The following is a 14,382-nucleotide window of genomic DNA, read 5'->3' as shown; positions in this document are numbered from 1 at the left end:
CAAATTACTTGATGAAAAACACAAATCATTTAACTAATAAAATAACGATACATCATAAACTTCTTTCACTTTGATCATGAATTGTGAAAAAAATCAAACATATCCGTTTCGAATAAAAATAGAAATGAAGAAGTTTGGTTGTCAATTTGATTATTGACAACTTACGCCGTTTTTGTGATGAATAATTAAAAGATATATACTTTGCGAGTTGATATAGAAAATCCGAGAAATAAATGTTACAAATGTATGCGACCTGAAAGTTCATGTATTTGTAAGCATACTAACCCTATACTTACTAATACTCGTTTTGTATTTCTTATGCATCCCAAAGAACACCATAAAGAGAAAAATGGTACCGGGCATATGGCACATTTACAATTGAAAAACTCGGAAATTATTGTGGATGTAGATTTTACTGAAAATAGAAGAGTAAATGAAATTCTGAATGATGAATCGAATGCTTCTTTCTTACTCTATCCAGGAAAAGAAAATTTCAACCTGTCTATAAAAAGTCAGTCTGAAATGAATTCATTTTTAGGAAAAACCCCTTACATTTTTATTCTTGATGGAACGTGGCCTCTTGCTCGTAAAATGTTACGTTTAAGTACCAATCTTCAAAAGATTCCTCGAGTGAGCTTTGATAATGAAATCCAATCTAAATTCATAATCAAACAACAGCCAGAATCATTATGCCTAAGCACCATTGAGTCCGTATATACGGTCATCAATTTATTAGTTGATAATAAATTAGAAAACTGTTCTACTTCAGACTTCCTTTTACCTTTTGAAAAGATGTTGGAATATCAAGTAGAGTGTATTCTAAAACCTGACAATTATAACTACCGTCCTCAAAAAGTCAAGAAGTTGAAAAAAATGGACAAGTATAAAAAAGAGACGGAGAGAAATATCATTTTTGAACCTATCACCAACTCAAAATAATATTAATTTCTATCCCTGAATTGGTTAGGGGTCATTCCGGTTTTATTCTTGAATAAGCGGCTAAAATAATGTGGGTAATTAAATCCGAGATTATAGGCCACTTCACTTATGGACGAATCCGTTCCTAATAAAATGTGTTTGGCTTTATCAATAACAAAATCATTGATGTGATCTTTGGCGGACCGTCCAGTTTCTTTTTTCAATAAATCGCTTAGATAGTTAGAAGACAGATTGACTTCATCGGCAAAATATTGAACGTTAGGCATACCTGTGAGTGTAAAATTACCTTCATCATAATACTTCTTCAATAATTTATCGACTTGAGTAACCACGCTTGAATGATGATTCTTTCTTGTATTAAACTGTCGCTCATAATACCTAGAACTGTAAGTGAGCAATAACTCTAAGTTAGAAATCATCACATTCTGACTATGATTATCGATTCTATTATTCATTTCTGCCTTAAGATTATCAATAACCAACATCAGCATTTGACGTTCCTGATCTGATAAATGAAGGGCTTCATTCGCATCGTAACTAAAAAATGAATATTGATCTATTTTATCGCCTAATTCGGTTCCAATAAATAAATCGGGATGAAAGAATAACAACCACCCATCAGTATCTCCTTTTTTAATTTCCTCCGTCGCCGAGATCACTTGATGTGGAGCCACAAAGATCAAAACCCCTTCCTCAAAATCGTAGGTATTACGACCATATTGCATCCCACAGCTTTTATCTTTCAATGCGATATAAAAGAGATCTGAACTCCATTTCATACCGATCATTTTCTGAGTGACCTCTATATCCTTACCATCAATAATAGTCATCAAAGGATGAGTGGGAGCAGGTAGCCCCATACATTGGTGTAACTCGTGGATTGATTTTATATGTGTGATCTGATCTTTCATCTTCATCTAAATTTTTATTCATGATACAAAGATTCTATTATTTGATCAAATCATCTTACATAAATTACAGTAAGTATAACACAAATTTCGGATGACCTATATAAACAAAAAAGCTGAATCATTAACCCAAGAATGAATTACTGGATGAATGATTCAGCTTTTTAAATATATCTACCTTAATATCGATTACTTATTGTAGTAAGCCGATACTGGAGGGATAAAATCGTTTTTACGAGAGATCTTACCTTCTAAAGCAACGCCTAGATCACCTTTAGATACACCGTAAGCTTCTTCTAAAACTTCGAAATCAGCATCATCTGCACCGATAACAACAGAGTTGTTGGTTGTAAGATCAACATAAGCAAAGAAAATTGCGTTGTAATCGTTTTTCTTATTCTCAACCATTGCTGCAGTAATTTCGTCGTGTTTCGCTTTAACCTTATCAATCAATAAGCTTTCGCAAACACCGAAACCAATCTTGATATCACCGAAAATGAAATCTTTGTAATCTAAGTTTAAGATTTCAGCGGCAGTATATTTAGAAAGGTCAGACTTGGCAATCAACATTTGTTGACCGAAATCTGCTACATCTTCGATTCCTGCAATCTTTGCCAATTTAGCTGCGATTTCTTTATCGATTTCTGTTGTATGAGGAACTGTCAAAGCTAAAGTATCTGAAAGGATACCTCCCAACATTACTCCTGCCATTTCTTTTGTGATTTCTACGTTCATTTCTTCGTAGTAATCTGCAATAATTGTACAGCATGAAGCTACTGTACGCATATCGATATGGATGGGTCCTTTTTGGAAAAAGAAGTTATCCTGAACAGCGTGGTGATCAATTATAGAAAGGATGTTTGCTTCTGTTACAGAAGCTGCAGATTGAGTAGTTTGGTTATGATCTACGATCACTACATCTTTTCCTGCAAAGTTATCTTCGAAAGCAGGTGCTTTAACACCAAATTGCTCTAATACAAAAGTGGTTTCAGGGTTTAATTCTCCTTGAACGATTGGAGTACCGCCCCATAAGTTTGCTGCTGCGATTGCTGAACATGTACAATCAGTATCAGGGTTTTTATGCCCTACAAATAATGCATTACTTGGAAAAGATAGTTGAAAACTCATTGTTTCTCTTTCTTATAATTTGATTTATTTTTAAAACATGCAAAAATATATATTTTTTATAAAAAACGAACTTTCCACTTCTATTTATTCAATCATTAAATGCTTCTATTAAAATTATTATCAATTTGATGAAAAGTAAAAATGTTATTCATGTACATATTTATGTCTCCTTTTCTAGTTCGTAAATCAATTTCAATTAAAATATAGCATAAATTGGCAAAAAAAATCACCAATCAATTACGATTGGTGACTTGTACTTTAAGCTGAATGAACAAACTCTGTGAGCGTTTTATCAATCAACTTATTTATCGATATACCTTGTTCAGCAGCTTTAAGTGCTAACAATCGGTGGTTTTCGGGAGTTAACCGTACATTTAAAGATCCTTTAAATGTTTTTTGTGGTGTTTTACCTAACTCTTTACAGTCTTCCAAGTACATTTCAACTGATTCTTGAAACATCTTTTCATACTCACTTAATGATTCTCCATGAAAGATATAGGCATCACTAATAAAAAGAATCTTTCCATGAATAATCATATCCTCAGCATCAAACTCTGGCTTGGTAAAATAGCCTTTGTATTCCATTAGATTTTTCATGATAAACAAATTAAGGTTTTAAATATGACCACGAATACTAAATGTACCCGTGATCTTTGAGAAATTTTAGAGCGTTCTGAATGACATATCGTTTGATAGTTTTTTCCGGATGTGGTTCGTGCAGGTTAAATACTTGCTTTTTTCTACTCACAAATTTCCTTCTTGAACCATTTCCGCTTTTAACTTCAAAACCAAACGACTCAAAGATTGTTACTAGATCCTTATAAAGGAAATCATTTGGAGCCGGTTTTTTCTGAAGCTTTTTTAGAAGCTTTTCTATTCTCATGGAACAAATATAATGCAACTATTTTTTAGTTGCAAATACATTTTATACAAAGTATTTATAAGTATAATTATTAATTTAAAAAATTAACCACCACTCAATTAAGAATGGTGGTTACATTAATACTGTCGAAACTAACCACCAAAAGGGAGTTTAAAATTAATCACTTGGCCGTATTTTTTGAATTGTCTAAGTGTTCCGTCTTTTCTTCGTGTTTTGTAAAAAGTAATTCTACTTTTTGCTTCCAAATTGTGGTTCAAACGATATTGACGAATATAATTTGCTATTCCAGAAGAACTTGTTCCAAACACATCACCTAGATCTTTATAACTCAAACAAATAGCTCCATCAATCATAAAATATGGGGCATAGTGATTTACCTTCTCGTAGAGAAATCTAGTACTGTTAGTCATATACAAAAGTTAAATACATTTATACAAATGTAATGAATAACAATATACAATTAAGAAAAACCATCAATTTGATTGAATTATGAGCGATTTCACTCAGTGTCTTAGAAAGATAAAACCGGCTTTTTAGGTATAAAATATAAAAAAAGACCCCCGGATTTCCGAAAGTCTTTAGTGCTGTACGAATACTAAATCTGTTCTGTATTTATCTATCAATTTTAATTTTTTAGTCTATCAAAACTTATTTATAACATTTTAATTAGTTTTTAGACTTTAATATTTTTTGGTTTAGTTTTTAGCTAAGTCGAGATTCAATTGGTTCTAATTTAATGTTTTAGTTTTTAGCTAAGTTTATTCTCTCTCTATTCATCTATCTAAATCTTTTATCAAGCATTACCCTCTAAAGTAATGTTCGATGTTAATGTCTTATGGTTTTATTTTTAGCTAAGTTGTTAATTACTGTCTCATTTTTAATTGGTTTAGTTTTCAGCTAAGCATATAACTCTCTATTCATCTATCTAAACTCTAAATCTTTTAATCGAGCATTGCCCTCTAAAGCAATGGTCAATGTTAATGTCTTATGGTTTTAGTATTAGCTAAGCCTCTTATTCACTGTCTTATTTTTAATGGTTTAGTTTCAGCCAAGCATATAACTCTCTATTCATCTATCTAAACTCTAAATCTTTTTCGTTTTTTGTTACATTATATCTAACGCCAATCAACATTGCACAGCTTATTATTTTTACTGAAACTGCATTTTTTCAAACCCAAACAGAAAATGTAAAGATTGAAAAGGCGATATAAATACTGAATCGTCTTTTATTCTTACCGAATCAATTCTTATAATCTTAACGTATATACACATTTTTGTATACATTTATACTTTTATGTATATTTGAAGATGAGAATTATAAGCGAACAAACTATTAAGGATTTTGCTGAAAAACATAAAAACGATCTTTCGATTTTTAAAGTGTTTGTCAGTGACCTACGACGATTTAAGGGAAAGAATGCAAACGATCTAAAAAAAGCATTTGATAGCGTAGATAATGTCGGGAATAAAAGATACGTATTCAATATTAAAAGAAATGAATATAGAATGGTTGCATTAATCCTTTTTGGTCAAAATATTCTCTTTGTTCGTTTTATAGGAAAACATTCTGAATACGATAAAATAAAAGATATTAAAAATATATGATGATGATGACAATAGAAGATAAAACTCAATACGAAACTGCTTTAAAGAAACTAGAAAAATTGATGATTGAAGCAGACGATTCTATAGAGAATAATACCGAAAATAATACTATCAGTAGTCTTGCTGAAGCTATTGATGTGTATGAATATAAAAATGGGATGAAAATGGAGGAACCTTCTACTTTAGACTACATTAAGTATAAGATGTCTAATAATAATATTACCATTAAAGAGTTATCTCAATTAATTGGTATAAGTCCATCAAGAATGGGTGATTTTCTAAATGGCAAAAAGAAACTCACCATAAATATTGCTGTGGGAATCCATAATCATTTAGGAATTTCATATGATACAATTATGAGTTTGGCGAATAAATAATAATAAGTATTTTTAATTGTACTTCCTGATGCGTAATTTATAACCATTAAATATTTAAATATCCTAAAAAATAACTATGACTATTCAAGAGATTGCTAATCGACTAGTTGAACTATGTCGTCAAGGAGATTTTGCTACTGCCCATGAAGAATTGTACTCAGACGATTGTGTGAGTATCGAGCCTGATGGAGCTCCTGTAAAAGAAGTAAAAGGGAAAGAAGGTTTGGCTATGAAAGGAAAGCAATTCGAAGTGATGATGGAAGTTCATGGATTTGAAGTATCCGAACCTATTGTTGCAGATGAATTCTTTTCTATTGTATTAGGAATGGATGCCACGTTTAAACCTACTGGACAAAGAAGCAATAGTTCTGAGATTGCTGTTTACGAAGTAAAAGATGGTAAAATTGTAAAAGAAGAATTCTTCTTTAGACCACAAGGTCCAGGGATGTAAAATGTCTAAATGAAGAAATAGGAGAATGTCTAAAAATCCAATAAAACCTCGTATCATAAGCCCCGGATTTAAATCCGGGGCTTATGATACGAGGAAAAGTGGATAAATGAGACACCCTCTTTTTTATTTAAAATGAAATATGTAATATGCTTTATCATAAACAACTACGAACAAGCCAATGAAGCAATTTTTACTATTATTTCTTTTTTTGCTATCCTGCAACAACAAACAGAAAGAAATTCAAACGTATTTATTTCACCCTCCTATAATTGATTCCATTCATCATTCTTATGATTCCCTTCCTTATTTAGAATCGAAAGTAATGAGAATAGCTGATTATGGATTCAAAACTGTTCTTCCTAGAAAGGAATTACATGATAAATCATTTTACTTTGATGAAAAAATATTAGAAGAATATTACCCATATGAAACTAGTTCTGAAGAAGGGTATGATGCCTTTCTAAGTTATTTAGAAACCTTACGTTCAAATAATGTAAAAATATTTGTCGACACTACTTATACCATCAACCATAAAATAAGGAGAAAAAAATCTGACCCTTTACAAGTGAAAGGTTATCGAGTATGGATAGCTACATTGTCAGATAGTCTAAATAGATTTTTTACTGAAGATCGAAGTACTATTGCGATACAAGAAGCACTAAGTCCTGATAATCAATGGAAGCCTATTGAATATTGGCAATGGGGATGGTGTGGAAGTGGTAGGTATTTTAATCAGATGTCTGGCGAAAATTATGCTTACTTTTCAATTCCAAGATACAAAGGAACATTTGATACAAAATTGAGATTAAAGGTATTAAACCATACTACCGTTCTTTATTCTAATGAATTCAACGGATCTATTCATCTTGAGCAATTTAATATTCCTAAAAAATTTAATGATAGTCAGTTAAATAGGTTTGTCAAAGAAGGGAAATCCATAGATCATATTTTCTTAGAACCTTTTACAACGGAATAAAAAAGAAGGTGACTCATTTATCCATTTTTCATTGTATCAAAAGCACCAGAATTAATTACGGTGCTTTTGATACAGTGTTTTTTTGAATTATGAGTCACCCTCTTTTTAATTAAGATACCTTCAACCTACTGCACCTTCACCCAAATCTTTAAAGAAGTTGCAGGCATTTCGATACTCTGCTTTCCTCCCTTCAACTTGTTCAACTTCTTATCAGCATCCTTTACTCCTTTATGGATATTTACTGATTTGTTGTTGGCTACTAATTTCCAATTCCCTTCAGGAAGCTCTACATTATCAAAGCTATTGGCTTTCTCATCAACGTTTAATAAAACAAATACTTTCTCATCGATGATATATCCCAACTGATCTTCATTTTCAGGAGTGATAAATTGATAATACCCTTCTGGAACTTCAGAGCCTAAACGGAATACCTTACCGTAGTCTGATAATCTAAACTCGTTCATTCCTTGCCAGAACGCCAACATGTTTTTGTAATCGTTGGTATTTCCTGATATTGGTTGCTGACCTACAGTTTCCCATGCATATTGGTTAGCTGTTCTATGGTTATAGGTATCTCTGTAACCGTGCATATATACTTTATATCCTTTATTCGTTGTTTTCACAACTTCCTTTAAAGGTGCATCTGCTTTCGAACGCATGATCTCAGAACCACCATTAGTAACGATAGGTCCTAAAGAAGTGTACATCAAAGTGACTGCGATTTTATAATTGTTTTGATCTACGCTTGTACGGCCATCAAACTTTTCTCCACCATATTGATCTGATAAAGCAAAGTTATCATGGATGTCAAGGTAAGTGATACCAGAATTTGGCGTAACATCTTCTTTGTTTGAGTTCTCCAAACCTTTCATCACTCCTGCTCTTTCTGATGATTTGCCACCAGCCCAACCACGATCGGCTTTAGGGTCTGATAATTTAAATACAGGTCCTTTGAAGGCTGTTCTTGAATCATCTTGGAAGAAAGTGATTGGTGAATCTTCCTTGTACCAATCCCATGATGGATTTGCTTCAAATTCTGGATCATTTGATCCGATCCAAGGCTCACCATAGACAATTTTATCTTGTCCAATCGCTTCTTTTAAAGCAATAAGTGTTTGTTGATCTACTTGTCCTGCCAAGTCAATTCTAAATCCATCAATACCAAACTCTTTGATGTAGTACTGACATTGATCGATTAACCAACGTTGTGTCATTGGACGGTTTTCGGTTTTCACTTCGTTACCATAATCACCGATATGCTCTAAATCTTTTGTTCTGTAGTAATACTGCTTATCAATACCATTAAAGTTAAAGATCCATGAGTTTCCATCCATATTTTCAGCAGTATGGTTGGGTACAATATCAATAATTACAGCAATATCTTTGTCGTGGAATGCCTGAACTAAATCTCTGAATTCGTTTCTTTCCTCACCTGCTTCTTTACCAACAGTTCTATATCTAGTTTCTACAGCCATTGCGTGAGAAGTACGGTATCCCCATTGGTAATTTTCTTCGCTCACTCCTTGAGATTTCATGTACTCATCGTTCTCAAAAGAAGCTTTCCAATCGTCTGTTGGATAGTGTAAGTATTCTTGAATTGGCATCAAGTGTACCACGTTAATTCCTAAGTCGACTAAATAATCGAAACCAATTTTCTGACCTTTGCTATTTTTCAAACCAGATTTATGCATTGCTGCTAATCTACCTTTAATAGACTCGTCTACTGGCAGTCGGTCTGTAAAATCTTGAACGTGTACCTCATAAGAGATCACATCTTCCATTGCAGGAATACCGTTCTTTAATGGAGTTGCAGGAACTGTTCTTCTCCACATTCTACATTTACCCCAAGTATCATCACTTACTCTAGTGTAAGGATCAGAAACATGTGCTTTAGTGGTTTCATAGAATAAGTTACCCGGATCATCAAAACCATGAATAGTGAAATCGTACCAAGTTCCATGAAGATCTTCATCAAAAAATGCTTCCCAAACACCATCTTGATCTTCTTTCATATCAATTACTTTTTCGGCTTTTGTATCGTCTTTTCCTTTATAAAGGTAAAGTTTCACTCCTGTGGCTCTTGGAGCAAATAAACGTACAGTCGTTTTTCCATCATCAATATTGGCACCTAACTCTTTTGTAGAAAAAGTATCTCTAAACCATCCATCAAAAGAACATAAGGCAGACAATTCTTGATCTGGCATATGTAAATAATAAACTCTCTTTTTATTTAATGGCTCAGCAGGTACAATTAATGTTGTTGTTGCTTCATTCGGTAATACACCTTTTACTTTGATAGTATCACCTTGTGCGTTTGTAATAAGATATTTTGTTGGGTCAAGTGGTCTTTCTCCCACAATAGTTGCCCAAATTAGGTTTTCGTTTTTTAGCTCAGCTTTTAGACCTGGAAGAACTGTATCCATCATAAATACTAGGTTTCCTCCTTTTTCATTAGGAGCTACCGATGCAGGTCCTAACCATTCACCGTCATTAATTCTGAACTTAAATTCCATTGTTGGACCAATCACTTTAAAATCGGTATTATCAAAAGTAAGAATCCATTGACCACCCGTTTTTTTCAGATCCCATTCTTTGGTCTCCATGTCACTATCCCAACCTCTAAAAGTACCCGTCACTACAACACGATTGGGTTGTTTGTCATAAATAGTCTCATCAAAAATAAATGATACTTGATTACTAAAAATCGCATATCCTTGATTCACTTGTTGTCCTGTAAAGGATTGCGCTGCTAGTTGTATTGACAAGAAAGAAAATACAATAAATAGTATTTTTTTAAGGTTCATTTCGATATCTAATTTTAAAGTCATGATTTGCACTTTTAAAGATACCCTTAATTTTGAGAAAATAAAGGGAAGTAATGTCATTAAAAAATAGGCACGATTAGCTAAAAATTGGACATTGTTTATATATTTGTTAATGTACTTTCTATATTAATATAAGAATATGATGTTTGCAATCGGTTGATAAATGAATCAATTTATATGAATATTTTTATATCTTTAATAAATATTCCAACATCAAAAAAGAATGTTTTTTTTCCTTTTTAAAGATAATTAACTTCGGAAATCACATTTTAATAAACTCTAATGATAAAATTCAGTCTACTCAAACATAAAACAATTGGTAAATCGCCCGATGAACTTGTTTTCGTTGGTGAGCAAAAAACAGAGGATGTAGAAGTCAGTTTAATTGATTTCGGACCAGAACATTATCATGAGCAAAAATTAGAAACGATTGAGGATGCAAGAAAATATGTAGACTCTGAATCGATTACTTGGATTAATTTTAATGGTATACATGATGTACCACTAATTGAACAGCTAAAAGACAATAAAATTAATGCTCATATACTATCTGAGGTAATTGATACTACTGCCCGTCCAAAATTTGAAGAGTACGAAAATGCCTTTTTAATCACCATGAAAATACTTTCGTACGATAAAAAAGAGCGAAAATTAACCAATGAACACTTTAGCTTAGTACTTCATAAAAATTGTGTACTTACTTTTAAAGAAACAAGTCACCCAATATTTAAACCTTTAATTCAAAGAATTCAGAAACGAAGAAAGAAAATAAGCAACAACAAAGTTGATTATCTCATTTTTAATATTCTAGATATCATTGTCGATCATTATATCTATGTTATTCAAGAAATTAGTGAAGAAATAGATGCATTTGAGAATGAAGTTTTGGGTAATCAGAAAATTGAAATATTAGATGAAATTATCTCCTATAAAAAAGTAGTCAATAATTTCAGAAAGAATATAAAACCTGTTTTAGAACTCTTTCTTCAATTGATTAAATATCAACCACTTTTTATTGAGAAGAAGAATAAAGCTTATTTTAACGAATTACTAAATAATACCAAGCAGGCCAGTGAAATTGCCGATAGTTATAGGGAAATTTTATCTGATCAATTAAATATCTACCACACCACAATTAGTTCTAAACTAAATAGTGTAATGATGACCCTCACTATCTTCTCTGTGATTTTTATTCCACTAACTTTTATTGCAGGTATATATGGGACTAACTTCGATAATATTCCTGAATTGCATTATCAATATGGATATTATAGTATGTGGGCTGTAATGCTATTGATAACACTTGGGATGTTGTACTATTTCAAAAGAAAAAAATGGATTGCATAAAAAATCACCCCTCAGATAATATCCAAGGGGTGACATCTAACTTAACTCTTTAATTTTTTTCTACTAAGCGCATTCTTTTAACTTGTTAATAATAACGCTGATCAAAAGATACAGTTGTCCTTTTTTCTGCTTAAAATGTTATTATGTTTTAATATGACTTAGAAACGGAATTTTTTAATATCATTTATTAAAGAATATGATATGAACTAATTACTAATTTTTAATCTGTTATTGATTAATGAATTGATCAATGATAAATTAGTAAATAGATATAGATTCTTTTACAATGATGCTACTTGACAATAAAATCACAGAAAATATAAATACGTTTAGCGATTGGAGATTATACCCCACTCTTGTTCAAAAAACAACAACGATTTACCCACCTTCGGATAATAAAATTTATAAGGTAGAAATTTATTCTGTGAAAGAGAATATGCTTTTCTACAAATCAGTTCACAATGCAAATGCAAAGATTTCTTGTGAAGATTGGCCAGAGGGTATTTATAAAATCTTTATTACCCAGGGTAAAGTCTGTTTTACATTGAGGTTTTTAATTCATGATAATAAATCTTAATAACCTTTATTGATGCACTCTATTTAACGCTCTTACATCAAGTGAAGATTCTTCTTCGGCATCTTGTAATTTTGTATGCATAGCTTGTTTTATTTTTGGCTTCGCCACCAAATTAATTCCTTCTAAAATGAATTGAATTGCAAGGTTGGGTGTTACATAATGATATTTGTAAATTAGATAAGAATATTGCTCTTCAAACTGTTTCAAAACTTTACCTAACTGTATCCTTGTTACAGCATCCATCCATTTTAAAGAAGAAGCATCATCCACAACTACACATCTTTGATTAATATGGGAGAATGACTCGAATAATATTTTTTTGTATTCAGCCACATCTTCAATGTTAGGTTCTTCTTTGGTTACTTTTATATATACCAATGGTAATTTTCTAGTATCTATATATGCGACTTTTGAGGTATATAGCTTTCTCATAATTTCTTTGTTTTTGTTATACAATACTCTCAATTACTTCCTTGTCTAACTCAGCATACTTTAGCGCTGTAGTTAGATCATTATACACCATTTGTCTTATTTTTGGCTTGAATACTCTATTGACAGTATTCAAGAGAATCTTTAAAAATTTGCTTTGCAAGACAAAATAATGTACCCTAACATACTGATTATAAAAGGCTTCTTGTTCTTTGATCAATCTGATATATTCCAATCTGGCGTCAGCAGTAACCCACTCCACATCGGATGCTTCATATATTATTACACTAGCAGTTTTTACATTTTTAATAGCATTGAGTTCTTCTCTTTTAATTAATTTCACATCTTCTAATTCGATCGTTTTTTTCTTGAATTTTATGATTATTAAAGGTGATTTTGATGTATCTATAAAGATTACATCATTAAAATTAATGTCTTTCATATTACGTGCTACTATTAAATGACTTGTTTTTTTTTAAGCACAACTATTAGGTTTTCAAAAAAGGGTAAAGCGAGTACTTGATATTTACTCTTGTCTCTGCGTTCTTTATTTGATTAAGCAGGTACAGATTTTATGAATAAATGATCTTGTAACTAATTAACAGTCATTTTAAGAATTAGGTTCATTTTCGTGAAATTATTGACAAACTTATACCTTGTAAGATTACTGACGATCAACGATATTATTCCCGCTGAAATATAAAATATTACCTTTATAGTACTATTATAAGTTTATTTAAGTGATTATTTGAAGTAAATATATTTTATAATATTAATGATATGGCATTTTTCTTACATAAGTATTTTTTGAGCTTCTAAAAATTCGTTTATAAATATTAAAGAATAGTTAAGGTTGATCTCAACTTTTACTAGTTGGATATTTTTTGATAATATTGTTTAACTTTAAATTAAACTAAACTAAATCAACTAGACTATGAAACACCTATTTATCATCGCATTCATGTTTACTTCTTTTTTTGTTTCTGCACAAGGATTAAATATCAGGGCGGTAAAAGCTGAACAGAACAAGGAAACAAAAAAGACAGAAAAGAAGCAGAAGAAATCTAAAAAAGTAAAAACCGATAAGGAAGAGAAAAATCCTGCGGTACGTTTTGAAGATTTGTATTAATATTATTATTAGGAATAAAAGAATGCCTCAATATCATAAGTTTGAATATTGAGGCATTTTTATTTGTCTATCAATCTCAAAGTTCTTTGATTTAGATATCGAAAGATTAATCCGAAAACAGATCCTTTAATTATACAAGAATTACAAAAGATTTTACAACATATACCCTATTGATTTGAATTACCTTTGTATCATCAATAAAAATAAAATTTAGTATACAATGAGTAATCAGAAATTGACCATCGTAGCAAGAATATTAGCTAAAGAAGAATTTAGAGAGGATGTAAAAGCAGAATTGCTTAAACTAATTGATGTGACCCGTGCAGAAGAAGGGTGCATTAACTATGATCTTCATCAGGATAATGAGAATCCTAATCAATTTTTATTTTTCGAGAACTGGGAGAATAGAGATTTATGGCAAGTACACATGAACAATCCTCATTTGGCTGAATATCTGAAAGCTACAGAAGGTAAAGTAGAAGAATTTGTTGTACATGAAATGACTCATATTGCATAAAACAGATAAAGTCTATTAAAAAAAGGTATCAAAAACCTGGGAAATAAACCCTGAGTTTTTGATACCTTTTTCTTATTTATATTTTACTTTTTCGATATATAACGCTTCCACTTGTTCTCTAGCCCAAGGCGTTTTTCTTAAAAACTTTAAACTAGATTTTACGGAAGGGTTACTATTAAAACAGTTTATTCTGATCCTTTGTCCTAATTCTTCCCAACCATAATAATCAACAAGGAACTCTACAATTTCTTGCAATTTCACTCCATGTAAAGGATCTTTTTCTCCGTTCAT

18 protein-coding genes are annotated in these 14,382 nt (G+C 31.4%); 9 read left to right on the top strand and 9 right to left on the bottom strand.

All coding sequences use genetic code 11. The features are described from left to right. The first annotated feature begins 201 nt into the window (after positions 1-201). Complete coding sequence (locus tag MY04_RS23390) at positions 202-939, top strand: tRNA-uridine aminocarboxypropyltransferase (protein WP_084006097.1); 738 nt, start codon at positions 202-204, stop codon at positions 937-939. A 2-nt stretch (positions 940-941) separates the two neighbouring features. On the opposite strand, the gene MY04_RS23385 is transcribed toward MY04_RS23390, so the two are convergent. From MY04_RS23385 to MY04_RS23365, 5 genes are all read right to left on the bottom strand, one after another. Further along, on the bottom strand, positions 942-1,850 hold the full coding sequence (locus tag MY04_RS23385; protein WP_066216757.1) for a helix-turn-helix domain-containing protein: 909 nt from the start codon (positions 1,848-1,850) through the stop codon (positions 942-944). 186 nt (positions 1,851-2,036) lie between these two features. Continuing rightward, the gene (locus tag MY04_RS23380) at positions 2,037-2,975 is read right to left on the bottom strand and encodes a manganese-dependent inorganic pyrophosphatase (protein ID WP_066214879.1); all 939 of its coding nucleotides are present in this window, start codon (positions 2,973-2,975) and stop codon (positions 2,037-2,039) included. A 258-nt stretch (positions 2,976-3,233) separates the two neighbouring features. Beyond that, complete coding sequence (locus MY04_RS23375) at positions 3,234-3,572, bottom strand: type II toxin-antitoxin system HicB family antitoxin (protein WP_066214878.1); 339 nt, start codon at positions 3,570-3,572, stop codon at positions 3,234-3,236. A 37-nt stretch (positions 3,573-3,609) separates the two neighbouring features. After that, a complete protein-coding gene (locus tag MY04_RS28370) occupies positions 3,610-3,858 on the bottom strand; it encodes a type II toxin-antitoxin system HicA family toxin (RefSeq protein ID WP_066214877.1) in 249 nt (82 codons plus the stop codon). A gap of 131 nt (positions 3,859-3,989) precedes the next feature. Further along, positions 3,990-4,268, bottom strand: coding sequence for a hypothetical protein (locus MY04_RS23365; RefSeq protein WP_066214876.1), 279 nt, complete (start codon positions 4,266-4,268; stop codon positions 3,990-3,992). Between the two features lie 898 nt (positions 4,269-5,166). On the opposite strand from MY04_RS23365, the gene MY04_RS23360 reads away from it, so the two are divergent. The 4 genes from MY04_RS23360 to MY04_RS23345 all read left to right on the top strand — a co-directional run bounded on the left by MY04_RS23360 (position 5,167) and on the right by MY04_RS23345 (position 7,267). Beyond that, on the top strand, positions 5,167-5,463 hold the full coding sequence (locus MY04_RS23360; RefSeq protein WP_066214874.1) for a type II toxin-antitoxin system HigB family toxin: 297 nt from the start codon (positions 5,167-5,169) through the stop codon (positions 5,461-5,463). 2 nt (positions 5,464-5,465) lie between these two features. Beyond that, complete coding sequence (locus MY04_RS23355; RefSeq protein ID WP_158297875.1) at positions 5,466-5,840, top strand: helix-turn-helix domain-containing protein; 375 nt, start codon at positions 5,466-5,468, stop codon at positions 5,838-5,840. A 76-nt stretch (positions 5,841-5,916) separates the two neighbouring features. After that, positions 5,917-6,291, top strand: coding sequence for a nuclear transport factor 2 family protein (locus MY04_RS23350; protein ID WP_066214870.1), 375 nt, complete (start codon positions 5,917-5,919; stop codon positions 6,289-6,291). A gap of 178 nt (positions 6,292-6,469) precedes the next feature. Then, positions 6,470-7,267: a hypothetical protein gene (locus MY04_RS23345; protein WP_066214868.1), complete on the top strand. Its 798-nt coding sequence runs from the start codon at positions 6,470-6,472 to the stop codon at positions 7,265-7,267. 125 nt (positions 7,268-7,392) lie between these two features. Here the strand turns inward: MY04_RS23345 and MY04_RS23340 are convergent, their stop codons facing one another. Further along, positions 7,393-10,095 carry an alpha-amylase family glycosyl hydrolase gene (locus MY04_RS23340; RefSeq protein ID WP_084006197.1) on the bottom strand — a complete coding sequence of 901 codons (2,703 nt, stop codon included), beginning with the start codon at positions 10,093-10,095 and terminating at the stop codon, positions 7,393-7,395. A 279-nt stretch (positions 10,096-10,374) separates the two neighbouring features. Here MY04_RS23340 and corA point away from each other — a divergent pair, with 279 nt between their 5' ends. Both corA and MY04_RS23330 read left to right on the top strand, forming a co-directional pair. After that, positions 10,375-11,439 carry a magnesium/cobalt transporter CorA gene (gene corA, locus MY04_RS23335; protein ID WP_066214865.1) on the top strand — a complete coding sequence of 355 codons (1,065 nt, stop codon included), beginning with the start codon at positions 10,375-10,377 and terminating at the stop codon, positions 11,437-11,439. A 286-nt stretch (positions 11,440-11,725) separates the two neighbouring features. Next, a complete protein-coding gene (locus tag MY04_RS23330; RefSeq protein ID WP_066214863.1) occupies positions 11,726-12,016 on the top strand; it encodes a hypothetical protein in 291 nt (96 codons plus the stop codon). 6 nt (positions 12,017-12,022) lie between these two features. Here the strand turns inward: MY04_RS23330 and MY04_RS23325 are convergent, their stop codons facing one another. Next, a complete protein-coding gene (locus MY04_RS23325; protein ID WP_066214862.1) occupies positions 12,023-12,448 on the bottom strand; it encodes a hypothetical protein in 426 nt (141 codons plus the stop codon). Positions 12,449-12,464: 16 nt separating this feature from the next. Next, positions 12,465-12,887 (bottom strand): hypothetical protein, encoded by a 423-nt coding sequence (locus tag MY04_RS23320; RefSeq protein ID WP_066214861.1) that lies wholly within the window; start codon positions 12,885-12,887, stop codon positions 12,465-12,467. Between the two features lie 492 nt (positions 12,888-13,379). Here MY04_RS23320 and MY04_RS23315 point away from each other — a divergent pair, with 492 nt between their 5' ends. Both MY04_RS23315 and MY04_RS23310 read left to right on the top strand, forming a co-directional pair. Next, positions 13,380-13,574 (top strand): hypothetical protein, encoded by a 195-nt coding sequence (locus MY04_RS23315; RefSeq protein ID WP_066214858.1) that lies wholly within the window; start codon positions 13,380-13,382, stop codon positions 13,572-13,574. A gap of 220 nt (positions 13,575-13,794) precedes the next feature. Beyond that, on the top strand, positions 13,795-14,091 hold the full coding sequence (locus tag MY04_RS23310; protein ID WP_066214855.1) for a putative quinol monooxygenase: 297 nt from the start codon (positions 13,795-13,797) through the stop codon (positions 14,089-14,091). A gap of 72 nt (positions 14,092-14,163) precedes the next feature. Here the strand turns inward: MY04_RS23310 and MY04_RS23305 are convergent, their stop codons facing one another. Further along, positions 14,164-14,382, bottom strand: coding sequence for a VF530 family DNA-binding protein (locus MY04_RS23305; protein WP_066214852.1), 219 nt, complete (start codon positions 14,380-14,382; stop codon positions 14,164-14,166).

Origin of the sequence: Flammeovirga sp. MY04, from assembly GCF_001682195.2 — a bacterium.
Classification (GTDB): Bacteria; Bacteroidota; Bacteroidia; order Cytophagales; family Flammeovirgaceae; genus Flammeovirga; species Flammeovirga yaeyamensis.
The sequence above is the reverse complement of the archived record's forward strand: the minus strand, read 5'-3'. Positions and strand labels throughout refer to the sequence as shown.